This is a genomic window from Paenibacillus sp. FSL R5-0517 (assembly GCF_037974355.1).
Classification (GTDB): domain Bacteria; phylum Bacillota; class Bacilli; order Paenibacillales; family Paenibacillaceae; genus Paenibacillus.
In genome coordinates, this window is record NZ_CP150235.1 from 5,719,863 (window position 1) to 5,744,718 (window position 24,856).

The 24,856-nt window shown below is 46.8% G+C and carries 22 protein-coding genes and 1 riboswitch; of the genes, 4 read left to right on the plus strand and 18 right to left on the minus strand.

Annotation, left to right across the window (positions count from 1 at the left end):
- Positions 1–23: 23 nt before the first annotated feature.
- The 5 genes from MKX40_RS25485 to MKX40_RS25505 form a co-directional block, all read right to left on the minus strand.
- Complete coding sequence (locus MKX40_RS25485; RefSeq protein WP_339237529.1) at positions 24–683, minus strand: methionine ABC transporter permease; 660 nt, start codon at positions 681–683, stop codon at positions 24–26.
- Positions 684–1,718, minus strand: coding sequence for a methionine ABC transporter ATP-binding protein (locus tag MKX40_RS25490; protein WP_339237530.1), 1,035 nt, complete (start codon positions 1,716–1,718; stop codon positions 684–686). It lies immediately after the preceding gene.
- 125 nt (positions 1,719–1,843) lie between these two features.
- Positions 1,844–1,985, minus strand: a riboswitch (SAM riboswitch).
- A 138-nt stretch (positions 1,986–2,123) separates the two neighbouring features.
- Positions 2,124–2,840, minus strand: coding sequence for a Cthe_2314 family HEPN domain-containing protein (locus tag MKX40_RS25495; RefSeq protein WP_339237532.1), 717 nt, complete (start codon positions 2,838–2,840; stop codon positions 2,124–2,126).
- A 189-nt stretch (positions 2,841–3,029) separates the two neighbouring features.
- Positions 3,030–3,968, minus strand: coding sequence for a heme A synthase (locus tag MKX40_RS25500; protein ID WP_339237535.1), 939 nt, complete (start codon positions 3,966–3,968; stop codon positions 3,030–3,032).
- 386 nt (positions 3,969–4,354) lie between these two features.
- A complete protein-coding gene (locus MKX40_RS25505) occupies positions 4,355–4,699 on the minus strand; it encodes a thioredoxin family protein (RefSeq protein WP_017692403.1) in 345 nt (114 codons plus the stop codon).
- 142 nt (positions 4,700–4,841) lie between these two features.
- On the opposite strand from MKX40_RS25505, the gene MKX40_RS25510 reads away from it, so the two are divergent.
- Positions 4,842–6,128, plus strand: coding sequence for a DUF2515 family protein (locus MKX40_RS25510; protein ID WP_339237538.1), 1,287 nt, complete (start codon positions 4,842–4,844; stop codon positions 6,126–6,128).
- Positions 6,129–6,354: 226 nt separating this feature from the next.
- Here MKX40_RS25510 and MKX40_RS25515 read toward each other — a convergent pair whose 3' ends face one another.
- From MKX40_RS25515 to MKX40_RS25565, 11 genes are all read right to left on the minus strand, one after another.
- Positions 6,355–7,983, minus strand: a complete 1,629-nt coding sequence (locus MKX40_RS25515; RefSeq protein WP_339237540.1) for a polysaccharide biosynthesis protein — start codon at positions 7,981–7,983, stop codon at positions 6,355–6,357.
- 61 nt (positions 7,984–8,044) lie between these two features.
- Positions 8,045–8,485 (minus strand): DUF456 domain-containing protein, encoded by a 441-nt coding sequence (locus MKX40_RS25520; RefSeq protein WP_047841365.1) that lies wholly within the window; start codon positions 8,483–8,485, stop codon positions 8,045–8,047.
- 54 nt (positions 8,486–8,539) lie between these two features.
- On the minus strand, positions 8,540–9,289 hold the full coding sequence (locus MKX40_RS25525; protein WP_339237542.1) for a Cof-type HAD-IIB family hydrolase: 750 nt from the start codon (positions 9,287–9,289) through the stop codon (positions 8,540–8,542).
- An 871-nt stretch (positions 9,290–10,160) separates the two neighbouring features.
- Positions 10,161–11,033, minus strand: coding sequence for a metal ABC transporter permease (locus MKX40_RS25530; RefSeq protein WP_047841304.1), 873 nt, complete (start codon positions 11,031–11,033; stop codon positions 10,161–10,163).
- On the minus strand, positions 11,033–11,992 hold the full coding sequence (locus tag MKX40_RS25535) for a metal ABC transporter permease (RefSeq protein WP_339237544.1): 960 nt from the start codon (positions 11,990–11,992) through the stop codon (positions 11,033–11,035). The genes MKX40_RS25530 and MKX40_RS25535 overlap by 1 nt, the downstream gene beginning before the upstream one ends.
- Before the next feature lie 3 nt (positions 11,993–11,995).
- Positions 11,996–12,817 (minus strand): metal ABC transporter ATP-binding protein, encoded by an 822-nt coding sequence (locus MKX40_RS25540; protein WP_253440698.1) that lies wholly within the window; start codon positions 12,815–12,817, stop codon positions 11,996–11,998.
- Between the two features lie 31 nt (positions 12,818–12,848).
- Positions 12,849–13,793: a zinc ABC transporter substrate-binding protein gene (locus tag MKX40_RS25545; RefSeq protein WP_339243203.1), complete on the minus strand. Its 945-nt coding sequence runs from the start codon at positions 13,791–13,793 to the stop codon at positions 12,849–12,851.
- A 237-nt stretch (positions 13,794–14,030) separates the two neighbouring features.
- Positions 14,031–15,980, minus strand: a complete 1,950-nt coding sequence (locus MKX40_RS25550; protein WP_339237548.1) for a penicillin-binding protein 2 — start codon at positions 15,978–15,980, stop codon at positions 14,031–14,033.
- Positions 15,981–16,376: 396 nt separating this feature from the next.
- Positions 16,377–18,413 (minus strand): penicillin-binding transpeptidase domain-containing protein, encoded by a 2,037-nt coding sequence (locus MKX40_RS25555; RefSeq protein WP_339237550.1) that lies wholly within the window; start codon positions 18,411–18,413, stop codon positions 16,377–16,379.
- A 105-nt stretch (positions 18,414–18,518) separates the two neighbouring features.
- Positions 18,519–19,664 (minus strand): transglutaminase domain-containing protein, encoded by a 1,146-nt coding sequence (locus MKX40_RS25560; protein WP_339237553.1) that lies wholly within the window; start codon positions 19,662–19,664, stop codon positions 18,519–18,521.
- A gap of 18 nt (positions 19,665–19,682) precedes the next feature.
- Positions 19,683–20,165, minus strand: a complete 483-nt coding sequence (locus MKX40_RS25565) for an ATPase (RefSeq protein ID WP_339237556.1) — start codon at positions 20,163–20,165, stop codon at positions 19,683–19,685.
- Positions 20,166–20,353: 188 nt separating this feature from the next.
- Here MKX40_RS25565 and MKX40_RS25570 point away from each other — a divergent pair, with 188 nt between their 5' ends.
- Positions 20,354–21,529: an MFS transporter gene (locus MKX40_RS25570; RefSeq protein WP_339237558.1), complete on the plus strand. Its 1,176-nt coding sequence runs from the start codon at positions 20,354–20,356 to the stop codon at positions 21,527–21,529.
- Positions 21,530–22,050: 521 nt separating this feature from the next.
- Complete coding sequence (locus MKX40_RS25575) at positions 22,051–22,398, plus strand: toprim domain-containing protein (protein WP_192135859.1); 348 nt, start codon at positions 22,051–22,053, stop codon at positions 22,396–22,398.
- Positions 22,399–22,474: 76 nt separating this feature from the next.
- Here the strand turns inward: MKX40_RS25575 and MKX40_RS25580 are convergent, their stop codons facing one another.
- Positions 22,475–23,086 (minus strand): SCO family protein, encoded by a 612-nt coding sequence (locus tag MKX40_RS25580; protein ID WP_339237563.1) that lies wholly within the window; start codon positions 23,084–23,086, stop codon positions 22,475–22,477.
- A 423-nt stretch (positions 23,087–23,509) separates the two neighbouring features.
- Between MKX40_RS25580 and MKX40_RS25585 the strand changes: the two genes are divergently transcribed.
- Positions 23,510–24,490: a metal-dependent hydrolase gene (locus tag MKX40_RS25585; RefSeq protein WP_339237566.1), complete on the plus strand. Its 981-nt coding sequence runs from the start codon at positions 23,510–23,512 to the stop codon at positions 24,488–24,490.
- 114 nt (positions 24,491–24,604) lie between these two features.
- Here MKX40_RS25585 and MKX40_RS25590 read toward each other — a convergent pair whose 3' ends face one another.
- A complete protein-coding gene (locus tag MKX40_RS25590; protein ID WP_024634589.1) occupies positions 24,605–24,823 on the minus strand; it encodes an alpha/beta-type small acid-soluble spore protein in 219 nt (72 codons plus the stop codon).
- Positions 24,824–24,856: the final 33 nt, after the last annotated feature.

A 24,856-nucleotide genomic window follows, 5' to 3' on the forward strand; every position in this document is an offset into this window, starting at 1 on the left:
ACAGCCAACATGTTATCTATGTGTTATTTCCTGGTGAAAAATGTAACTAACCGATCTCCAGCCATCTGGAGAATTTGCACGAGAATAATCATCGACACTACGGATATGATCATGATTTCATTTTGATAACGGAAATATCCGTAGTTGATTGCCAGCGTTCCCAGTCCACCACCACCAACCATGCCCGCCATCGCCGTATAGGAGACAAGCGTAACGATGGTAATGGTTATCCCAGCAACCAGACCAGGTAACGCCTCAGGCAGCAACACCCGTCTTACAATCTGTCCGGTCGATGCCCCCATTGACTGCGCCGCTTCAATTACACCACGGTCAACTTCTCGCAACGTTGTCTCCACCAATCGAGCAAAATAAGGAGCTGCTGAAATAACCAAAGGAGGTATAACACCAAGAACCCCCGTAGCTGTACCGACAAGTATACGAGTGAATGGAATAAGAGCAACAATCAATATGATAAATGGAACTGATCGCAAAATATTTACAATCAAGGACAATATAATGTACACCGTCCGTGACTTGATCGAAGCAGATCGGGCTGTCATAAACAGCAGAACTCCGAGTGGTAAACCAAAGATAACGGTGAATAGGCCTGATACACCCAAAATTTGCAGTGTCTCTATGGAAGCTTTACCAACCTCTTCCCAACGAACTGTTGAAAAATCCATCTAACGAAGCACCTCCACATCAAGTCCCTCAGCGGTCAATTCGGATATCGTCCGATCAATCGCATTGGAATCACCTTCGAACCGAACGGTCAGCTGACCATAAGGAACCTGTTTAATCGTAGAGATTGTCCCTTGCAGGATGGCAAAATCCACACCCGTCTTGCGAACCGTCCTGGACAAAATCGCTTCATACGTTTTGTTCCCCAGAAAGGATATCTTCACAAGTTTCGATGCAACACCTGCCTGCAATTCAATGCCTGCATTTGCCAGAGCAGTCTCTTCCAGAGCCAGTCCAGCTTCATGGTCACGCATCATGAAGTCCCGCGTAATCGCATGCTGCGGCTTCAGGAACACTTCGGTTACAGGTCCCTGTTCCACAATGCCACCTTGATGAATGACAGCCACCTTATCACAGATGTTCTGAATGACATGCATCTCATGTGTAATCAGCACAATGGTAAGGTTGTACTTTTCGTTAATGTCGAGCAATAACTTCAGAATTGAATTTGTCGTCTGCGGATCAAGCGCTGAAGTAGCCTCATCACAGAGAAGTACATTCGGATCACTCGCAAGTGCTCTGGCAATCCCCACACGTTGTTTCTGTCCACCTGATAATTGAGCTGGATATTTGTTGCTATGGTTCTCCAGACCAACGAGATTGAGCATTTCCTTCACTTTGCGATCAATGGCATCCTTGGGTGTATTCACAAGCTTTAGTGGAAAAGCCACATTATCATATACCGTTGCAGAGGATAACAGATTGAAGTGTTGGAAAATCATCCCGATCTTGCGTCTCTGTTGCTGCAATTCGGTTTTGCTCAGTTCAGTCAGATTGATCCCGTCAACCCATACTTCACCCTCCGTAGGCCGCTCCAGCAAATTAATACAGCGAATCAGTGTACTTTTACCCGCTCCGGAATGGCCAATAACGCCGTAGATTTCACCCTTTTGGATGTTCAAATTCAGCTCGGATAACGCTGTTGTCGACTTTTTTCCTTTGCCGTACGTTTTGGTTAATCCTTTTAATTCAATCAATCGCACTTGCCCCTTTCCAACCACCTACATGTATCTTTACCCGATCTAAAGGAAAACTCCCCTTAAAGTACAAAAAAGAGCCCTTTGCAGAAACAAAGAGGGCTCTTTACGTGAAAGAATATACCTTCTCATCTGCCAAAATCGTGCCTTGCACCATTTTGTAGGAATTAGCACCTAACATCTATAACGAATGATACATGTATCATGTCATTACAAATCGGTTGCCGGGCTTCATCGGGCCTGTCCCTCCGCCGCTCTCGATAAGAAATATGTTATTGTAGGATTTTATAAGTTCATGTAGTTCATGCTTTATAATGTGAATGTAACTTTTGAGAAATATCAGTTCATTATTCGTCATTGTAACACTCTAATTGAAACTCAGTATATTCCAAGTATTCCGATTTGTCAAAGGGAATTATTTCTTTGCCATATTTTATTGATATAACGATAAGAGGCTGTTAACGTTTCACAGACCATATCCACGCCCTGACGCATTTCCTGCACATGCTGATTCAGATCCTCCAACTTTACTTTACCTTGCAAGGTCTGGTGTAACTGCCACAGGTCATCGTGCATTTCCGAGTTCATGTAGTGAATTTCCATATTACGTCGTTTGCGCAGCTTGCTCATCGGCTCCCGATATGAGTCCTTGATCTGAATTAATTTCAATGCAAGATCATGATGCTCCCTCGCAAAATCGAACTGCCTTAACACCGTAAAATAAGAAAAATGCGCTTTTGTATTTGAAGTATTCAGCTGGAATATTTCATTCAATACGGTCCCGACTTTATCCAAAATGGCAAAGCAGCGGATGAAGCCATCTTTGTAGAAATACACATATCGGGCATACTCAGCTTTTTCAGTCGGCGTCATGTCGTCCGTTGAGCCTGCAACGACCTTTTTGCGAAAATGAGCTGCAGCGAAGCTGCTTTGCTCCAGTTCATCCAGTGAGGAGATGAGTCCCTGAGTCCACACATACAGTTTCCGATAGTCATGCGTGGGATCATGATCCACATGCATTTGCCGCTGAAAGAGCTCAAGTGTATGCGCCATGGAGTCCATCGCTTCCTTCAATTTACCTTCGTTTATACGCGGTTTTTCCCCCAACAACGTTCGCAGCATATTTAACCTCCTCTTTTCCGAATCAACATTTCATCACCGTAACACTTCATCCATTCCGTAATTGCTGCTTGCCATAGGTTGCCCTGATCCCCCTGACATCAAACAAAGTCCACCTGTCCAATGATGTACATCACTGGATGGTGGACTTTCATATTAGGCCGAGTACCTTCAAGAGAACTGTATCTGTATCTAGAACCGATTAACCGGTCGATGTAGCTTGTACACCAGGAAACTCATATACGTTAAAACTCCGAACAATATGGCGATATCCAGCATATGAGCGAGAGCTACGAACATATATACTTCCGGGCGGTTCATTGTCACCATCATGAAAATACCAATCACGACTTGCATCAGGATGAGAACAACGGATACCACGCCAAGGGTACGCATTTCCTTGTTGTCCGGATGATTACGGTAAGCGAAATGACCCAGAATTGCAATAACAATGACGAGCGACGCTGCTGCTGCACGGTGAGCAAAAGCAACCGCTACCCCTCCTGAGAGCTCAGGGATGATCTGCCCGTTACAGAGCGGAAATCCGGAACATCCGCCAGCAGAATTCGTGTGGCTCACAAATGCACCCGTGTATACCACGAGATATGTGTAAATAGTGGAGAACCAGACCAGATTCCTGAATTTTTTACTCACCCGAGGGTATTTATTCAGGCGCTCCAATCCGCCATCTTTTGCCTCCTGCCTTATGCCCAGCGCCATCATCAGGGAACTGGCAAAAGCAATCAGTGCAAAGCCGAAATGCAGTGCCATGACTGCTGAAGATTGGGAGAAGACAACGGCAAAAGCCCCCATGATTCCCTGCACGATAACAAATACCAGGGTTAAGAAAGAAAACAATTGCAGGTCACGACGTGACTTGCCAAACAGCAGAAAAGCAACAAACGAGGCAATGGACAACAATCCAGCCAGTGCGCTTACAGCGCGATGGGAATATTCAATAAGTGAAGCCACAGTATGTGCCGGAACGAGTTTCCCGTTACATAAAGGCCATTCCGTTCCGCAGCCAAGGCCCGATTCCGTTTTGGTTACGATGCCTCCACCAAAAGTGGCCAGAAACATGACAAGACAGGTTAATACGGTTAACCATTTAAATAAAGTTAAGTGTTTCAATTTTTTCTCACCCGCTGTTGGTTTAAGATGGCGAAGAATATTCTCCGCTTGTTTCGATACTTTGACACTTATTTCACAACTAAATTCATTATACCGGATAAAATGTTCATTGACGTCCGCGCTTTGTGACAAAATGTTAACGTCTGATGAAATAATGACCCATAGGTCACTGGGGATATGTACATCAAATTTCTAACATAGAAACGTGTCGAACACACAAACGCCATTTCCCTATTTCAAGAGAAATGGCGTTTCATCTAGTATACCCTTTTACAACATGAACCTGTCATACTTTTATATAAGTTCAATGAAACATTTACACAATAACAGCGATCAGAAGGTTATTCTGGCATCGTAGTGGCAGTGTAAATATAACTTATATAACTTTATTTATGGATCGTGTTGTACACTTCAACTGCGCGATCTAGGAACTGCTCAATCTCTTCTCTCGACTTGCGCAGCTTGTTCACGTACCGTACGAGTTCGCGCCCATCTGTATACGCCACAAAGCTCGGAATGCCAAGAATATTCTGCTCTTCACTAACCGTTCCAACCTGATCCACGTCGACCTCAATCAATGTCAGTTCACGTGCATATTTCTCTTCAACCTCAGGCATAAACGGATCGATGTATTTGCAGTCACCACACCAGTCTGCCTTGAATACGGCAATCGTCAAACGTGGGGATTGGATGGCTACATCAAAAGCCGGTTTGGAAGTAATCTGTTCCATTCGGTTCATCTCCCTTTCTGTACCTTGTCTTATCCTAAGTGAAGCAAATTGGCGAGTGGAAGTCAAATAATCAGTGCATACTTAGAATAAACCACATGGTCTGTGAATTTAAACCCAGAACATCATGAAAGGATGTCACATCATGACTTCCACCAGAACCGATCCTTCCAGCGAACAGCATCACGGATCCCTCTTGCAGATTGTCCGTTCCATTCCGGGTGCTGCCCGGGAAATCTGGCGTGGCAAACAGGCTGCATGGCAAGCCTCAGCACAGCTTCGTCACCCATTGCGTGACATCGAGTGGGATACCGATACGGCAGCTGCCATACAGTCTGAGGTAGAGCGTCTGTTACCTGCCAGCAGCAAGTCTTTTGTACGCGCGGACCAGGTTCAAAGCGCACTCGTCTGTGAAGAAGATTGCATCATTCTGGAAGAGATCAAGACACTGACCCAGGAGCATAACCGAAGTAATGTTACCCGCACGTCAGCCTATCTGGAATGTTATGAGCAATACCCTGAACTGCATTGGGCTCTGCTGGCGCATATGGTCTCTCGCAACGGCGGATATCACATGACAGATCTTCAGAGTGACTTAATGCATAATCTGCAGAATCAGAGCGATCGCGAGCATATGTATCGGCTGCTGGAGCGATGCAATGCACTCATTTTCCAGGATGCATATCCCCAGCTACAGCTGTATATGAACAGTCGCCGGATTGGACGAAGCTGTTTTCATCTCTTGTCACACTTTCACGTATCTGCGTTTATGACGCCGTTTTGGGAACGCTTTTGGCTGGAACGGTGCAGTTCACTGCTTAGTGTGGCATTAATTATTAATGAGCAGAATTATATCGAGAGCCGGGTCGTGCAGCATCCTTATTTTCAAAAAGAAGTACTCTCCAAAGCCGCATTCCATCTGCATAATTTGGCGGGGCTTAATCATATTATCTTTCCTCTTGGTCGGGGAGCAGGCCTCGCAGGACGCGTCATTGAACATTTTGGCAAGTTGGATGAGCGGATCATGTTTGGCAAAGGCCTATATGCTCTGTTATTTGGGGTGGAGCAAGTCCACACACAAGTGTTGGCGTTCGCACGTTCGGTTCCCCATCGTGGATCACGGGCCGAATATTGGCCTGGCCTGTTTACCCATCGTGAAGAAGAGGCAGGTGATCATACATTATACGCGCAAGCGCTACTTGATGAAGAATGGCTTCCAGAAGGGCAACGATTATATAGTCCGGAACTGCTATCCGTATGGGGCGACACGCCTTATGAACCGATTACCAGACAAGACTGGCTTCAGACTCGGGATTGTCTCGGTTATCTAACAGCACCGCGCCGGCCATGGCTGTTTGAGATGAGTCACGAACATCGGTATGGGATGTTGAAAACAGCACTGGCTCATGATGCGAAAGCCATCACACACTAATGCTGAAGATCATATGGAGCAGGTAAAGCCGGATGATGTGAATTTCCCAATGTACCGCTAATTCTCGTTTGCTGGGCTAATATATAACGCAGTCACGCAGCTCACCTTAGCCATACAAAAAGCCCTGTCCGCTTAATAGCAGACAGAGCTTTTATTCATGAACTTTTATTTATTTATTATCCGATGTTCACAACATATTGGAGCTTGAGTGATGCTCCTTGTATTTTTAACCTCTTTGCCCGGCTCCACGTTGAAGACGCATAAGTGGACGAAGAATTTTTTGCAGAATACGGGGGTAACTGCCCAGCTCGTCCTTGCGTAATACACGCAGTACAACCATGAGAACCAGATACACCACCACAACAAGCACACCAACCACAAGGCAGGTAAACAAGAAGGATACACGCGCTGGCAGGAACAGTCCAAAGATCGTATTCCCCATCCAGTTCGTTGCAAATCCTACACCAGCTGCAAGCAACACTGTAATGATAAAACCTTTCCAACGATCTCCCATGATGGAGAAATCAACGATTTTGCGAAGGACCCGCAGATTCAGGTACGTGATAACCAGGAAACAAAGGGCGGTAGCAATAATGATGCCGTATATGCCAAACATCGGTGCAAGGATCAGACTTGCAACCAGTTTGACCACAACACCTGCTGCCACACTGATCATGGTAATCCGCGGTTTACCTACGCCAAGCAAAATGGAGTTGGTGGTCATCATCGTAATCTGGAAAATGGTACCGAATGTCAGCAAGGCAATAATCGGCGTTCCATCCAGATTGGTAAACAGCAATCCGTTGACCGAATATGCTGCCGCACAAAGTGCAATGACAATCGGCATACCTGTCAGAATCGAAATACGCATCGCAAGTGTAACCTGACTCTTCAGATGCGCTTCATCCTTGCGGGCAAATGCTGCCGATATGACTGGCACCAACGATTGACTTAAAGCGATCGCCAGAATCGGAGGAATACCCGCAATACTTTGGGCCTTAGCACCCAAGATTGCCAGAACGCCCGTCGCTTCTTCGAGTCCGATCTGGCCACTGAGCAGTGGGACCACAAGGGATGAATCGATAAAGTTAATGGCTGGAACCGCAAGTGAGGACAGCACAATGGGAATAGACAGCTTGAAGATGTCACTGTAGATGCCTCGCATCGGTAACTGTTCTGCACGTTCGTAATTCAATTGGGCCGCACGGTCGCTACGACGCAGCTTCAAGGTGAAGTATAACATGACACCAAAGGCACCCACACTTCCCAATACCCCACCAAATGAGGCACCCGCAGCAATCGTTTGGTCATCATAATTCCATTGCAGCATGACATAAGCCACGATAATGGCTGTACCTACACGGGCGAACTGTTCCACAATCTGTGAAATGCCACCCGCTGTCATGTTGCCACGTCCCTGGAAATATCCTCGCATCATTGCAATGGCCGGGAAGAGCAGCAAGGCTGGTGCCAAGGCGCGAATGGCGCTGACCGACTCCGGTACTTTGGAGACATACGTGGCATAATAAGGTGCAGCAAACCACAATAAAGCAGACATGACTACCCCGGCGACAGCCGCAAAGATCAGGGCTGCACGGTAGATCTGTTGGGCTTCACTCGCGCGTCCGAGCGCATAGCGTTCCGACACCATTTTGCTAAGTGTACTCGGTATGCCCGCCGTTGCAACAGTTAACAGCATTAAATATACCGTGTTGGAGATGGTGAACGAGGCGTTACCGACATCTCCGAGGATATGCTCCAGCGGCACCCGCTGAACCAATCCGAGTACTCTCGCGATTAGCGCAGCGGCCGCCAGAATGAGCGTACCCCTAATGAATGTTTCTTTCTTAGACAAACGAATTCCCCTTCTTTCCTCCACACCGGACGTGCATCCCGTTGAAGCTAATCCTGAACGTTTAGGCGAATCTTACCACCCAGATAATAAAGAGAACAATCATGACGATTTGCAAAATAATTTTCATCACGGTGCTCGTAAATAGTCCCACCACGGAACCAAATCCGACTTTTGACGCTTTGGAAGGTGAAGACCCACCGATCAGTTCCCCGATAAAAGCACCGATAAATGGTCCCAATACCAGTCCAAATGCCGGAATGACGAAAGGACCAATGATCACACCAATAGTGCTGAGCGTGGTCGATAACTTGGAGCCACCGAACTTCTTCACACCCCATGCGCTGACGACATAATCAGCCACAAACAACACAACCACAATCAGAATCTGGATGATCCAGAACCACACACCGAATGGATCAAAACTGAAGAACCAGCCGTAGACCAGAAACGCGAAGAAAATCGCTACAGCACCAGGCAGTATGGGATATACCGTTCCAGCCATCCCCACGGCAAACAGCAACACAATTAAAATCCAGGCAATGGTTGCGAGCAAAGGTTACTCCCCCTTCAAAATATGTTCACGAATCACTTCGACGATGCCGTCTTCATTGTTACTCGCTACAATCAGATCAGCTGCTTCTTTCACTTGTTCCTGCGCATTGCCCATAGCTACACCCAAACCTACCGCCTCAATGACAGCCAGATCGTTCAAGCTGTCTCCGACCGCAACAACTTCGGACATCTCGATGCCCAGCAGCTTACAGACTTCCGCTACACCACTAGCTTTGGATATACCTGCAGGGTTGATCTCAATATTAACGGGTGAGGAGTTGGTCATTTGCAGACCGCCCATTTGTTGCAATTCCATCATGATCTGGTGACGAACTTCATCCACTTCCGTATTGAAGCCGAATTTCAGCCATTCCAGACCTTCAATATTGTCCGTCCAGCGATCACGGTTGAACAGTTCTTCCACGGAGTATGCCCAGTACCAGCTGTTATATTTCTCACCAATCTCCTGCATTCTGCGAATCAATGCAGGGTCCATCAGATGACGCATATGCAGATCATGCGGAGCTTTCCAGACCTCACTGCCGTTAACGGTCACCATCGGTGTCTCCAGCCCAAGCTGCACCGCATAAGGCATCGCGTGGAATACTGCTCTTCCCGTAGACAGGCACACATGTACACCCCGACGAATGGCAATCTGTATCCACTTGGCGGTCTCCTGCGTAATTTCATGATTATCATTAAGCAATGTTCCATCCATATCCAATGCAAGCAATTTGTATTTCAGTTCACTCATACAGTAGTTCCTCCTAGGTTGTCTCTCTCCAAGTTGAACTCATGGGTATCCATTCAGACACTAAGCGGGCAGAAAACCTTTCGAGTCGTAGTATCTTTGTTTTAGAATTACCTTTTTCTTTAATGTGTTGAGATTATACGAGGTAACCGTTACGTGTACGGATCGTCTTCAGATCGATTCCGCCCCCTTCACTACATCACCTTTTGTATTTAGAGCTCATAACACCTACCATCAAGAAGGAAAACAAATTTCTCTTCTCTAGGTTCTTTCTGCCCTCTCCGTTCCACAGTGGTTCTCCAGATCAACTTAAAGGTTCTCTTTATCTATTCTAAACATTCATTCACAACAAGATCGCCCGGCTTCCGTAAAAACGGACGCTCCGGACGTCACAGCTAACGACATTTTACCACAGATCATCTATATGCAACAAAATAACCCGTAATCGGCAGGATGACGCTACAATATCATTTTATATTGTATATCTTATATGGGTTGCCCTTGTAAAAGTCATACGTCCAGACACGTAGAAAAGGGGCTGTCTCAGAAGGAACGCCGCCTCGCTCCAAGTGCTAACGAACCTACCGCACCTTAAAAGGCGCATCATCAACGGTTGCAAGATTTAACGAACCTCACTAACGCTATTTCGTCATAACAGGGCTTCCCAACCTATAAAAACCAGTAAATCGACGAAATAGCTTCTCTATAGTTCGTTAGTTCTCAGATCTGGGCAAATGGGAGCGAATAGCGTGTATCAGGTTCATTAAAACAAAATAACACTAAATGAGGATGTCCCTCGTCATATTCATGACTTATGGGACACCCTCATTGTTATAATTTTGTTTATTCACCTATAATTCAATTTAAACTTTAATTACCGTGCTGCGAATTTGCGACGAGCGTAACGGAATACGATGCCATGTTTCGGGGACAGCAGCAGTGCGAGAACAAACAAAATCCCAGCTACTGCCACCATGCAGCCCGCGATGGAAGCATCCAGGGCGTATGCCATGATGTAACCCCCAACCGAGGAAGCTGCTCCGATCAAGACGGCATACAGAATCATTTTGCCCAGACGATCTGTGAGCAGGTACGCCGTCGCCGCAGGTACAATCAGCATGCCCACCACGAGAATTGAACCCACACTTTCAAATGAAGCTACGGATGTCATGGAAACGAGTCCCATGAGCAGATAGTGGAACAGCACTACTGGAATGCCACAGGCAGCAGCCAGCGCCGGATCGAAGGCACATAGCTTGAACTGTTTGTAGAACAGCCCAATGACGACGAGGATAACGAGTAACGTGATACCAAGCATCCAGACTGCCCTCGGCCCCACATCTGTGCCCCCAAGGGTTAGCGTATCCCACTGCACATAAGCGATCTCGCCGAACAAGACACAGTCCAGATCCAGATCGATGTGCTGAGCGTTTAGACTAATCAGAATGACGCCTACTGCGAAGAGTGCTGTGAACACAATTCCGATGGAGGCATCTGACGAGAGTCCACCCGCCTGCAAACTCTGTATGAAGAATACCGTCAGTAGACCAAACACGGTGGCACCGAGCAGCATCCATAACGAATCTCTGGAACCGCTCCACAGGAAAGCAATCGCAATACCAGGGAGAACCGCATGGCTGATCGCATCACCGACCAGAGCCATTCGCCGCAGGATCAGAAAACAACCGAGGATGGCGCAGGCAGAAGAAACCAGTACGGCCGTCAAGATAATCCAAAATGTTGCCATTACATCTCCCCCCGTTCCTGCTGATTCCGCTGTGTGGCGAGAGTCTGAAGTGTAGCCCGCTCTTCACGCATATATGCGGACTTCGCCTGAATACTACGTAACCGCCTGGCTAATAATCCACGACGCGGTGCGAGCAAGGCTGATCCGGCAAACAACACCGTAGCCGCAAGAACGGTTACAGGTCCTGTCGGCAGATTAGGTACAAGCGTGCTGAAGATGGTTCCTGTTGCTCCACTCAATGCACCAAATATGCCTGCCAACACCACCATCAGTGCGAGTGAGTCGGTCCAGCAACGTGCCGCTGCTGCCGGAGTTACCAGCAAGGCTGCAACAAGCACCACACCAACGGCCTGAATCCCGGCCACCACCGCGATCACCGTCAAGAGCAGGATGAGCTGCTCTAACATGGCTACTGGCAGTCCCATACCTCGTGCAAATCCCGGGTCAAAACTCACCAGTTTGAATTCCTTGAACCAGGCCAGACAGGCAATCAGCAATACGAGACATACACCACCCATGACATACACATCCGTCATGACCATGGATGCCGCCTGCCCAAACAAATATTTATCAAGTCCGCTTTGGCTTCCGCTCGCTCCATGCTGGATGCGCGTCAGCATCACTACACCAATCCCGAAAAATACGGTCAACACAATGCCCATCGCCGCATCCTGTTTGATCCGGGAGTAGCGTGTAATCCACGAAATTCCGAAGGTAGCAACGATACCTGCCACCAGAGCACCGAACAGGAATAACCCTACAGACTTCGTTTCCGTTAACATAAATGCAATACAGATCCCAGGCAGAGCAGCATGAGCAAGGGTGTCCCCCATCAGACTCTGCTTACGAAGGAAGGTGAAGGAGCCAATAATTCCACTACTGAATCCGAGCAACAGACAGCCAAGCAATATCCAACGGGTATTGGGGTCGGACAAGATGGCAATGATCCAGTTCCACATGTACTACACCTGGCCTTTCTCCGTCCGGCTTCCGATCATGGCAATCCGGCCTCCGTACGTCTCTTGCAGTGTATCTGGTACAAATACTTCACTTGTCGGTCCGCCAGCCACCAGTCGTCCATTGAGCAGCAGCACATGGTCGAAGTATTCCTCGACTGTCGCCAGATCATGGTGAACGACAAGTACCGTCTTGCCTTGTTTCTTCAACTGCTCCAACAGGGAAATGATCGCTTTCTCCGTGGTGGCATCCACACCTGCAAACGGCTCATCCATGAAATACAGATCTGCGTCTTGCACGAGTGCCCGCGCCAGAAAGACACGTTGCTGCTGTCCACCCGACAGCTGGCTGATCTGCCGGTACATGTAATCGCCCATGCCGACTTGTTCCAGGCAGTGTGCTGCCAGGTCCCGCTCCTTTTTCCCCGGACGACGGAACCAGCCCAGATGACCATACCGTCCCATCATGACTACATCGAGTGCATGCGTAGGGAAATCCCAGTCGACCGATTCCCGTTGGGGTACATAACCGATGCGACGACGTTGTTCCCGGTACGATTGTCCGAAGATCCGTACCTCACCATGCATCTTCGGTACCAGTCCCAGAACGGCTTTGATCAGGGTTGATTTTCCGGCACCATTCGGTCCGAGTATTCCGATAAGCTGCCCTTCAGGGATATCGAAGGATACGCTGCTAAGCACCGGCTTTTTGTGATAGGCCACGGCCAGATCCCTCACACTAAGAGGAGCCGACGTAGGCAGCGTTCCCTGCAAGTGGCTGTTGTTCAGATTCGTAGGAGTTTGTTCCGATAAAGTTGTATCATTCATAATCCTGTAACTCCTCTCTTCATAGGATTCATTATTTCAGGGCTTCTACAATCGTCTCAACATTGTGGCGAATCATACCGATGTATGTGCCTTCTTCCGTTCCTTCAGCCCCCATGGCATCCGAGAACAGTTCTCCACCAATGTTCACTGTATGCCCTTTTTGAGCTGCTCCGGCAATAATGGCTTCCATCGCTTTGGCAGGCACACTTGATTCAACAAAAACGGCTTTGATATGGTTATCCACGAGATAATCCCTCAGTTCGCTAACATCTTTTGCACCGTATTCGGCTGCTGTACTAATGCCCTGAAGCCCCATCACTTTCATGCCATAAGCTTGACCGAAATACCCAAATGCATCATGTGCCGTGACCAATACCCGGCTTGCTTCCGGAATCTCCAGAATCTTCTCACGTACCTCGGTATCCAGATCTTTGAGCTTCGCCAGGTATGCCTCTGCCTGAGCCTTGTATTCTTCCGCATGATCCGGGTCCGCCTCCACGAGTGTATCGCGTACAGCTTCTGTCGCATGCATCCAGTGGCTGACGTTAAACCAGACGTGTGGGTCATATTCGGTGCCGCCTGTATCTTTGCCTGAGTGTAACTCCTCGACTGGAATGGTCTCTGTAACGGCTGTAACCAGCTTGCTTGAGGACATTTTCTCCAAAATGTCTGTCATTTTGCCTTCGAGATGCAGTCCATTATAGAAAATGACTTTTGCTTGTTCCAGCTTGCGAATATCACCTTGGGATGCCTTGTACAAGTGGGGGTCAACGCCCGGGCCCATGAGCCCGGTAACCTCAACATATGCTCCGCCTACCTCACGTGCTACGTCAGCGATCATGCCCGTTGTAGCGGTTACTTGCAGCTTGCCGTCGTTGCTCGTCTCCGCATCACTTGAACATGCTGAAAGTACGACAACCAGCACCAGAACCGCTAGCGTGATGACTCCCCTCTGAATACTCCTCATCTTCACCATTAACAATTCAATCGTCCCCTTTCCCTCTCCTAAAAGTATTGTCCACATCTAATTTTGTTGTACAAGGTATTAAGTTTTAATCAAGACTAATAATGTTTCCCTTGTGCAAATTTTATCCGAAGCCAAAAAAAAAGGCAAGGGATTATTTCCCCTGCCTGTCCTCATATACATTTAATTCACTTCATGAACCTTTTGGTTACAATGCTAAAAGAGCTGATTCCCGCGATGTTCTTTGCGTTACTCTTTGTCTTTTGCTTCGTCTTTTTTCCCTTTTGGTGTTCCGTCAAGACCGTACACTTCATCGTATGCATCGAAGATTTTCCGTGCAATCGGCGACGCACTGACTGACCCGAACCCACCTTCAGGTACAACAACAGCTACAGCAAGCTTTGGATTATCTCGTGGTGCAAAGGCGATAAATACACCATTCTCTTTTTTGTTCGGTCCGGTCCCCTGCTCTGACGTTCCTGTTTTCCGAGCAAAATCGTAAGGGAAACCGTCAAATGAACTTACTTTGGTAACCATTCCTTTATGCACTTCATTCCAGTGCGCATCGGCAAAATCAACTTCATTGAGTACTTTAGGTTTGATCTCCTTCACTACATTGCCGTCCGCGTCACGGATTTCCTTCACTAAGTGAGGCTCCATCCGTTTGCCCTTATTGGCAAGCATGGTCGTGTATTGGGCGAGTTGCATCGTGGTATACTTGGCTTGCTGACCAAATGAGGCAAACGCCAAACGTGTTAGAGCTGATTCGTCTTCATTATTATATTCTAGCCTACCCAGAAATTCATTAGGCAGATCTACACCAGTGGACACACCCAAGCCAAATTCCTTCATGTGTTTGTCCCAGATATCAATTCCTTTATCCGAGCCATATTTGCTTAACAAACGTTTACCTACCATATCGATCATAAACGCATTGGAGGATTTCTCGATCGCTCTTCTCGCCGTAATAGAACCATTATAAGCAGAATGCGAGTTCTTTACTTGTCGTCCATCTTTCCCCAGAATGGCATATCCCTGATCATGATAGGTCTGTCCTGCTGTAAATAATCCCTCTTTTAATCCAATCAGCACACTTAGCGGTTTGATGACCGATCCAAGAAGTACTACGGATTCCGCACGACTAGGCTTGGCATCATTCGGTGGGAACGACTCGGTGGTTCCGTTTCGAAACACATACTTGATTTTGTCATAATCCCAATCGTTCGGATCATAATCCGGCATACTCGCCATCGCTACCACATTTCCCGTATCCACTTCCATGGCTACTGCATATCCAGTAATCGCCTTCGGGAGTCTGCGCAGTTCGTCCGTAATCGCCTCTTGTGCAGCCATCTGAATTTCCTTGTTAATGGTGGAAACCAGACTGTAACCTTTCTCCGGTGGAGTCTGTAGCATCGTTCCATCCGGCAGATTACGTGCGTCAATATCAATGGACTGATATCCGCTTCGTCCACGGAGTTCTTCCTGATATTGCAGCTCGAGCCCATCAAAGCCAACCTTCTCCTCCTCATGGTACACAAGACCAGGATCACGTTGGTTACTTGCCCCCTCGCGGATGGCTTTATATTTGGCAATGGAATCCGGTGCCCGTTTAAACTCTCGTGTGTAACCCACAATCTGAACTGCTACACCATCCGGGTCATATTTCCGTATGTTTTCTTCCAGCACCATAACGCCCGGATACTCCGCTTTTTTCTCCATGAAAAAGGCAATTTCTTTGGTCGATAGATCAGACTTCACCAGCCTCGGCACATATCCAAACGTTTTCTGGTAGTCCAGATCCAATCGTTTGATGATTTCTTCCGCGTCCGGCTGCTCTTTGTCTCCTGGATTAAACTGCTTAAACACAGCCGCCAGATCATGAGCCAGTTCCTCTGCTTCCTGTCTACGTTCATCATTCCGATAATCCTCATATAACAGCACATACAGGGACTGTACAGGTTCGGAATAAGCGAGCGCGACTTCCCCTGTCGCATCATAGATGGGACCGCGAACAGGTGCAAGTGGAATATCTTTGGTATTACGACTCGTTTCCATATACGTCAGTTCAGGACCCTCCACAAACTGCACAAAGGCTAATCTGAAAATAAGGATACTGAATATGACAAATGCCGCGAAAAAAAACAGATTCAGCCTTGCGGTGGAAGGCTTGTTGACGGGTGTATCTTCCTCAGTCATGGGTTTCTTCCTCAATCGGTTAAACATGTTTTAAGCCTCTCCCGTTCCTCTATAAAAATAAAATATTTAATCTGTCTTGTGAACGTGTTCAATCCCCTATTTAATCCTATCTCATACAAGTCTACCAAAGGTTTGCTGTCACGTCTTTCAATTTTTGGTTACATTTTCGTAAACAGAAACGTACACTACCCAATCTATTGATTTCAATGTAAACACTGACATATCAACGTTTGTCCCCTTCTCCCGATCGCGTTTACCCTTCCCTTATATAAACGTGGTACAGCTCATATGGTTACATATTAATGCAACTAAATAGTTCACTCTTACGATCCATTCTCCTTGTAAAAACAAAAAAGAGGACCCACGAAGGGTCCTCTCTGTAACCAATGCCTCACATCACTGTGTGCCTGATTCCGATTCTGAATCTTTATTTTTGTCCTTTTTCGGTACACCATCAAGACCGAATTCCTCGTCATAGGCATCGAAGATCGCACGTGCAACCGGAGCCGCACTACTCGAACCAAAGCCCCCTTCGGGAATAACCACAGCGACAGCAAGCTTCGGATTATTACGTGGAGCATAGGCGATAAACACCCCGTTATCCACCAGTTTGCCACCTACTACCTGTGTCGATGTTCCTGTTTTTCTGGCAAAGTCATAAGGGAATCCACTAAATGCCGAAACTTCGGTGGCCATGCCTCGTTGCACTTCATTCCAGTAGGCGTCGTTAAACTCAACCGTGCTGAGTACCTTCGGTTTTACCTTCTCGACCACATTGCCTTCCGAATCACGGAACTCTCTAACCAGTTGTGGCTCCATACGTTTACCTTTATTCGCCAGCATCGTCGTGTACTGAGCAAGCTGCATCGTTGTATATTTCCCTTGCTGACCAAAGGAACCATACACGAGGCGAGTCAGCGAGCTTTCCGTTTCGTTCATGTAATCCCGTATGCCCAAGAACTCATTCGGCAAATCAACCCCTGTAGATATCCCAAGGCCGAACTGCTTCATGTATTCATCCCATTTCTCAATTCCAGTCGCACCGTATTTCGAGTACAACTTCTTCCCGATCTCATCAATCATGAACACGTTCGAGGAATGACGAATCGCATCACGAGGATACATTGCACCATACACATGCCCTGATGAGTTCTGCACTCTGCGGTTGTCTCCACCAAAGGTCGTTGAACCTCTATCGGAATAAACCGTATTGGTAGTGAAGAAACCTTCTTTCAAACCGATCAAGACACTCAGCGGTTTGATGGTGGAGCCGAGTAGAACGATTGATTCAGCTCGCTTTTTAGAGTCATCCGGAGGGAATGAACGAATCGTACCATTTTGATACACATACTTGATATCATCATACTGATCATTTGTGATACTGCCTGTTCTCCAGATGTTGGTATCATAATCTGGCATACTGGCAGCAGATATGATTTTTCCCGTATCCACTTCCATCGCAACTGCAAATCCCGTCTTTGCATTTGGATGCAATCGACCAGAAACCGGGTTCCGATGAAGCCAACTCAACTGATCCAGAATGGCCTGTTCTGTTTTCACCTGAACGTTCTTGTTAATGCTGGAAATCAGGTCGTAACCTTTCTCCGGCGGGGTAGAACCAGCCACACCTTCAGGCAAGTTACGCAAATCCACATCAACGGATGTATATCCGCTTTTGCCGCGGAGAGCATCCTGATATTGCAGCTCAAGTCCATCAAAGCCTACAAATTCATTTTCCGTATACACCAGGCCCGGGTCCGTTTGCGTTTTGTTGGCCTCGTCCACTTCTTTGTATTTATTCAAAGTTTTCGAACTTTTAAATTTCTTCAGATAACCGATCGTCTGAACTGCTACCGTATCCGGATCATAGAACCGTACACTCTCCTCGACGATCTGAATACCTTTGAACTCGTCCTTGTGCTGAAGGAAATAAGCGACTTCTCCCTCGGACAGATCACTCTTGATCAGGCGTGGCATAAAACCGTTCGCTTTGCGGGAGTTCAAGTCCATCTCTTCAATGATCTGTTCCACTGTAAGTGACTCTGAATCCTTCGATTTGTACTGTTCAAACACATCATGCAATCGGGTTGCAATATCCTGTACTTCCCCTATGTTAGGACTCGGTTTCCCATCAACATCCCCATAATTCTTATACAGCGTCAGGTATAGAGACTGAATGGGCTTGGAGTAAGCCAATTTCACCTCACCAGTAGAATCATAGATCGTACCTCTCACAGGAGGAAGCGGTACATCCTTGGTAATGTTACTTGCTTCTTCCTGACTGAGTTCAGGCCCTTCGACAAATTGCAAAAAGGCCAAACGTACAATAATAACGCTAAAAATAACAAAGGAAGCGAAGAAAAATACGTTCATTCGGTAACTGAATCGCCGTTTGTCTGTAAGTTCATCCTTCTCATTGGAATGCTTTTTCATCCATCCTACCTCTTTCATGACTTGATGCATACCGCTCAAACTGATTCTTTCCGGCATGATAACCTGGCAACGTCGTCATATTCCGGACCCATGTCCGTAGTAATGTTAAGCTGATTGATCCTTCAGATGGGTGTCGGCAAAATTCGGAGGATTGAACCAGTCTCCACTGATCGCCCATGTCGGGTCAAGCGGGACCCAGCTCTCGGAATCGCTCAAATACACTTCATTCCATGCATGCGGACCATATCCGCCCTGACCGTTATACCCAAGTCCTGTAACCACTTTGACTTCAAGCCCTTGTGAACGGGCCATCACAGCATAGAGACGGGCATAATCAATACATACACCTTTGCGTGTATCAAATGTATTCTGCGGATTCTGTTCATGCCATATGCCCTTTTGTTCATAGTCATCCACTTTACCATAGTCATACTGAATACGTGAACCTACCCACTCGTATAACGCTCTTGCTTTGGCTTCATCCGTCGATTGGCCTTTGACAATTTCTTTCGCGGCAGATTCAATATCCGTCGGAATATTATGGTCAATGACTTCATATTTGCGTTGCAGGATGCCGCCCAGTTCCTTCTGCACAGCCTGCGTGAATACGGGCAGCTTGTCCTTGATAAACGTGCCAGACAACGGTTCAATTACCGATTTGGCCCCTTGCATATAGATTGGAGATGCCTCCACATATCGGCTGAACATGCTCCCGGGGTAAAGACTGACAATCATGAACAAGACCGCAATGACAATCATTCCACGGACGGAGCCTATGATGGTGCCAATGATTGCACCCGTCAGCCGACTAAGCATACCTTTCGGCGCACTTTCCTCGGCTGACCCCTGCCTGCTGCTGAAAATAAATGAAGAGAGCAATCCGAGAACCAATCGGATGAGTCCATAACTCAGTACAAATAATACAGCGAACCGCATCAGTGGAAAATCTGCGATCGCCGTAACCAACGTATAATACATCTGTTCCCACCGGTTCAACTCACGATTAGGCATGGCTGAAGCATACTCAGACAACCACTGCTGTACATATGGTGCAAGCCATAACGTTAAACCGATCGATAACAGAATACCAATAACCGCCATAATGCCATCCATCAGGAACCCGAAGAGTCTGCCTGCTGAACGAGAAGCCCCTCTGGACCAACCCTGCAATAAAGAAGCAGCCACAATCAGCAGCAGCATAATCGTGATGCCATTCAATTCCTTCAGGCTGTCCAGCCAATTCTGCAGCACGTACCGATTCCCCCTTTACTACGATGCTGGTGCTGTTTTGTTCTCCTGTGCCTGTTCGACAAACGTACGTATCGTTTCATTGTCGAGTTTCCATTCGCCAAGTGAAATGCCGCGGAAGGTCACATCGACTTTATCCGATTGTGTTCTGCCTTTAATCTCCACATTGGGACTTGTGATAGTGAACGCTCCATCCTGTCCTTTGACGTATGTCGCTTTGGAAGCTTCCTTAAGCATCATGCTGGTTGCTTCTTTCTTCAATGTGTCCATCGTACTGGATTGCACGTCTGTCACTGTTTGTTTGATCTGATCAATGGAGATGCCACTGTATATCAGTAGAGCCGCAATAATGATGATGGCAATCAACCATTTCAATACGGTTTTGACCACATTCAGAACAAAGAACAATATGATCAATGCAACCACGATCACCAACCAGTTCTGCATCAAAAACTCTTTGATTACTTCTATGTTCATGATTACACCTTCCGTATTAGAATTCATTTGTAACACTCCCGAATATTATACATGATTTCCGAAGCTGCTGTCAGCTAAGCCCTCCCCCTTGAAAATAAACGGTCTAAGTTCGTCCCGCCAGGCGTACAAGTAGTACCATAAGGTTCTGCTGGCGAACGGGAACACGTTCAAGACCTGTAATTTGCACATGCATCGCTTAACAAGGAGGGGCTTATGTGAAAACGGCCATCTGGCTATACCTGTTTTTGTTCCTTGCTGTATTTGATCTGCACGCCCAGTATCCCATTCTGACCCCTTTTGCCATCTCGCTGGGAGCTGCCCCTACTTTCATTGGCTGGATGATGGGTATCTATTCCTTAACGCATCTTCCTGGCAATCTCATTGCCGGAACACAAATCGATAAACATGGCAGTCGCCGCTACATTGTATTCAGTCTGCTTGGGGCAGGAGTCATCCTGCTCCTGCAAGCCTATGTCCATACCCCTTGGCAACTGCTGGCACTGCGTTCCATCAGCGGTTTTGTGCTGGCATTCCTGTCTCCTGCATGTCTCGCCCTGCTTGCCCAGTTATCCAGTGATCCGGTGAAGCAGGGGAAGTATATGTCAGGACACGGGGTAGTACATACCCTCGCGTCTGTGGTATCTCCCGCAGCCGGGGCGATCATTGTGGGTTCCATGGGATTCTCTGCTACATTCTCAGGTTTGGGTTACTTGCTCATTCTCACAGGTGTGATTGCTTTCATGACCATGCCTCGTGGCATCGTCAAGCAGCATGAGAGAGTGACTGAACCTGCCAAACCTGACGTTTCAACAGTAGATGCCAAAAGTGCATTCCTTCCGGTGTCCTGGCGCTATTTTGCCCTGCCTCTGGTTATTGCTTGTGCTCAAGGGATTCTCTTCTTCGAGCTGCCCCTGCGGGGAGGAGGGCAATCGTCCATCATGTCTACCGGGTTGTTATTTTCCATTATCAGTATTGGAGCGCTCTTCACACTGAGCATGTTATTTCTTAACCGGTATTCCCCCAAGCTGCGTCTGGTTGCGGGTGTGCTGCTGATGTCCTTGTGCTTTTTTGCAATGGCCGCCATTCCGCAAATTCCGTTGTCTACCGTATTATTTGTACTCGGAATGTCCAAAGGCATTATCTTTCCAGCTATGGCTACACTATTTATCCGTCTGAGCGGTGGAAGCAGGTTAGGCCGCATTTTCTCGTTGCAATCCATCGCCACTTCCATCGGCTCATTTATCGGCCCCATCACGGCTGGGCAACTCCGTGTCGGTTTATCACCCTATTTCATCGCCTTTGTTTTGTTAATGATAGGTATGCTGCTGCTTCCATACTATACATCCAGACGCGAAGCTTCCCTCGCCGATCCGAATAGTATATTGAATTAAATTTCGATCAGTCTCTCTCTCCTTACGTTATGACAGCAGTTAGGCCTGTATTTTCATTAGCTTTGCATCATTCCCCCATTTACAGCTAAACTATATAAAATGGACTAACGTTTTACACACGAACGGAACGGCCTAAAAGGCATAAGCGCTGTCTTCAAGATTTCAACTTTTTCTTAAATATCATCATTAGGTATGGACGATCATTGGAAGTAGTGAAGGGGACGGAATCGATTTTGAAGAAGCGGTAGCGTTCGCCTTTGTCTCCACATTTCAACCTATAAAAAATCAATCAGAAATTTGGAGACAACAGCGATCGAAGAAACGATCCGTAACCGTAACGGCCACTATTGATCAGATTTATTTCCTGATGTAAATGAAAAAGAATTTAGAAATCCAAGGTGCTCCTGTCCGCGTGGTGAACAGTGTAAAGAAGAGGAGTCCATTTTATATAATCCGTCGATTTTCGCTGTAACATTTCCCGGGGAATGTCGACATAAGCTCTCGAACAAGAGGTGAATATCATGCCTATTCATGTCATTGTGGAAGGTAAGAATGATCGAAGCAAACTGAAACGTCTGGTTGGACCCGAAATCAACATTTTATGCACGTTTGGGACGCTTAATTCACTTAAGCTGGAGACATTGCGTAAACAAGTCGGGTATGATGAAGTTTATTTGTTTATGGATAATGACAGTTCCGGCAAAAAAATTAGAGGTGTGCTTCGGGATGCATTCCCGGATGCAGTACAGATGTATACACGACGAGGATATGCGGGTGTGGAAGGAACACCTGATGAGTATATCATTGCCCAGCTGGAGAAAGCCGGGTTAGAGACATACATCCAATACCCTGAGCATCCTTCCTTTTGAAAGAATTACCAAAAGGCTGCCTTAGGTTGATATTCAACCTGAAGGCAGCCTTTACAATAGGAGTAGTATCCAGTGATTATTCCTTGATCAGATTGCGAATATCCTCGGCAATGACAGCAGGCACAACGTCCTCTGTATTAAACGCATTATATACCTTGCGCAGCTGGTTATTCTGATCCACCAAGCCAATCATGTTCATATGGGCAAAATCGTCTTTATTCTCGCCTTCAATCAGGATCTGGAATGAATCCCTGGCGAACTGTTTTGTTTTGTCCATATCCCCTCGCAAGAAGTACCATCCGGAATAATCCGCATGGAAGCGATCCGCAAACGTCTTAATCTTCTCTCTCGTATCGACTTTCGGGTCGAATGAAATGGATACAAACGAGACATCTTTACCGAAGGTGTCGTCCTCTTTCAACAGATCCTGCACTTGGGATAACGTGAACGTCGTAATAGGGCAGACATCCGGACAACTGGTGAAATAAAAGTAGAACAAACGGACTTTCCCTTGAGTATCCTCCAGTGATACCGTACTGCCATCTACATTTTCCATGGAAAAGGATTGGATCTCGCGAATCTCGGGTAATTTCTCCTTACTGACAAATAATGTGCCCCACATCAGATACACAACCATAATCAGTGCGAGCCCGAGTAGTATCCAGGTCCATATGTACTTTTTGAGCATCTTCCTCGTCCCTTCTGTATCTTCTCTTATGAATACGTATACATAAGTAAATCCAAAATCACAATTGTTTCGCTTCATCCATCTACTGTGACATATGTACTCCAAGAAACCTACTTTTTATGAGATTCTATATTATTGTAACGGTTTGTCGTAACAATGCCCATACATATTTATGGAACAAGCTGACCTCGTATACTCTGATGAAATTTCTCTCTGTTTCCGATATAAAGTTTATCATAAGAAATGCCAAAATAGTTTGACAAACTACGTACATTTATTGGGTATGGACCAAGTTATTATCATAACTTTGAAATTAGGGATGTTTTGCATCCGGACAGACGGATATTATACACTATATATGGGTATCACCTAGATAGAGAAGTAATATGCCTTAGAACGATACACCACACAAAGGAGACGTTTATGGATACCTCTACACATTTTGTCATGGGGATTGGTCTAGCTGGTCTGGCTTATGTCGATCCTGTTGTCGCAACGAGTCCAATGCTTGCAGCTGCGGTAATGGTTGGCACGATTGCTGGCTCCCAGGCCCCTGACATCGATACTGCGTTACGTCTCAAAAGCAACTCACTTTACATTCGGAATCATCGGGGCTTGTCACACTCTCTGCCATTTCTCCTGTTATGGGTTCTGCTCATCACCGGCGTCATTGCCCTGATATTCCCTGGTGTCCCCATTGGACACGTTGCCATCTGGACCGCTGTAGCCGTAGGCTTTCACGTATTCACCGATCTGTTCAACACCTATGGAACCCAAGCCGCCCGGCCTTTTACGGAACGCTGGATCGCCTGGAACATCATTCATATTTTTGATCCGTTTCTATTCACTACGCATGTCGTAGCTATTCTGTTATGGGCCTTTGATCTGATCGCCCCTGCACCACTCTTCGTTACGCTGTATAGTTTGACCGGTATATATTATATATGGCGAACGATTGCTCGTGCACAAGCGGTCAGAAAAGTCAGACGTTTAGATAATAGCCCAGAACAGGCTAAATACATCGTCATTCCAACGATATCCTGGAATCGCTGGCATGTGGTTAAGCGAGTCGAGGACGGCAGTTATGTGATCGGCAAAATGGATGGTTCTAATCTGGTATGGAGTCTGCACGCCTCATCTTCTACTCATGCGGCCGTTGCTGCTTCACGCAAATCACCGGAAGTCAGTGCTTTCCTCTACTTCACCTCTTATGCGGTGGCAGAAGTGGAAGAACTGCCTGCCGGTTACAAGGTCCGCTGGGCAGATGTACGTTATCGACACCGAAAACAATATCCATTTGTCGCTGTAATTGTGATGGACCGGAATTTTGAAACGATTGATACGTATGTAGGCTGGTTAAGCGATGAGAAGATGGATAAAAAACTTTTATCCGCACGCCCTTGACGAAGTGAGCATGGCAAGGCACAATCAGTTATAGGAACTGATACGCGAGAAAGCCCGGAGCGTTTCCGCCCCGGGCTTTCTGTTTATTCTTTTATTGCTGTTGGTTAAGATAAATTATTTGCCAGACCCAGCCAGAGACTGCTCAGCGATTTGTACCAGACGTTTGGTGATATATCCACCCAAAGATCCTGTTTCACGGGAAGTGTAGTTACCATAGTAACCATCTTGCGGGATAGTTACACCCAGTTCCTGTGCAGCCTCCATTTTCAATTGTTGCAATGCAGAATTTGCTTGAGGTACCACCAAGTTGTTAGAACGAGATCCTTGAGCCATATTTATAATCTCCCTTCAATCTGTGTCTGTAAT

Excerpts from the sequence above, each read along its gene's own strand:
- MKX40_RS25485 (WP_339237529.1), bottom strand. The coding sequence starts at position 683 with ATGGATTTTTCAACAGTTCGTTGGGAAGAGGTTGGTAAAGCTTCCATA.
- MKX40_RS25495 (WP_339237532.1), bottom strand. The coding sequence starts at position 2,840 with ATGCTGCGAACGTTGTTGGGGGAAAAACCGCGTATAAACGAAGGTAAA.
- MKX40_RS25505 (WP_017692403.1), bottom strand. The coding sequence starts at position 4,699 with ATGGAACAGATTACTTCCAAACCGGCTTTTGATGTAGCCATCCAATCC.
- MKX40_RS25510 (WP_339237538.1), top strand. The coding sequence starts at position 4,842 with ATGACTTCCACCAGAACCGATCCTTCCAGCGAACAGCATCACGGATCC.
- MKX40_RS25520 (WP_047841365.1), bottom strand. The coding sequence starts at position 8,485 with ATGGCTGGAACGGTATATCCCATACTGCCTGGTGCTGTAGCGATTTTC.
- MKX40_RS25525 (WP_339237542.1), bottom strand. The coding sequence starts at position 9,289 with ATGAGTGAACTGAAATACAAATTGCTTGCATTGGATATGGATGGAACA.
- MKX40_RS25530 (WP_047841304.1), bottom strand. The coding sequence starts at position 11,033 with ATGGCAACATTTTGGATTATCTTGACGGCCGTACTGGTTTCTTCTGCC.
- MKX40_RS25535 (WP_339237544.1), bottom strand. The coding sequence starts at position 11,992 with ATGTGGAACTGGATCATTGCCATCTTGTCCGACCCCAATACCCGTTGG.
- MKX40_RS25540 (WP_253440698.1), bottom strand. The coding sequence starts at position 12,817 with ATGAATGATACAACTTTATCGGAACAAACTCCTACGAATCTGAACAAC.
- MKX40_RS25545 (WP_339243203.1), bottom strand. The coding sequence starts at position 13,793 with ATGGTGAAGATGAGGAGTATTCAGAGGGGAGTCATCACGCTAGCGGTT.
- MKX40_RS25550 (WP_339237548.1), bottom strand. The coding sequence starts at position 15,980 with ATGACTGAGGAAGATACACCCGTCAACAAGCCTTCCACCGCAAGGCTG.
- MKX40_RS25555 (WP_339237550.1), bottom strand. The coding sequence starts at position 18,413 with ATGAAAAAGCATTCCAATGAGAAGGATGAACTTACAGACAAACGGCGA.
- MKX40_RS25565 (WP_339237556.1), bottom strand. The coding sequence starts at position 20,165 with ATGAATTCTAATACGGAAGGTGTAATCATGAACATAGAAGTAATCAAA.
- MKX40_RS25575 (WP_192135859.1), top strand. The coding sequence starts at position 22,051 with ATGCCTATTCATGTCATTGTGGAAGGTAAGAATGATCGAAGCAAACTG.
- MKX40_RS25580 (WP_339237563.1), bottom strand. The coding sequence starts at position 23,086 with ATGCTCAAAAAGTACATATGGACCTGGATACTACTCGGGCTCGCACTG.
- MKX40_RS25585 (WP_339237566.1), top strand. The coding sequence starts at position 23,510 with ATGGATACCTCTACACATTTTGTCATGGGGATTGGTCTAGCTGGTCTG.
- MKX40_RS25590 (WP_024634589.1), bottom strand. The coding sequence starts at position 24,823 with ATGGCTCAAGGATCTCGTTCTAACAACTTGGTGGTACCTCAAGCAAAT.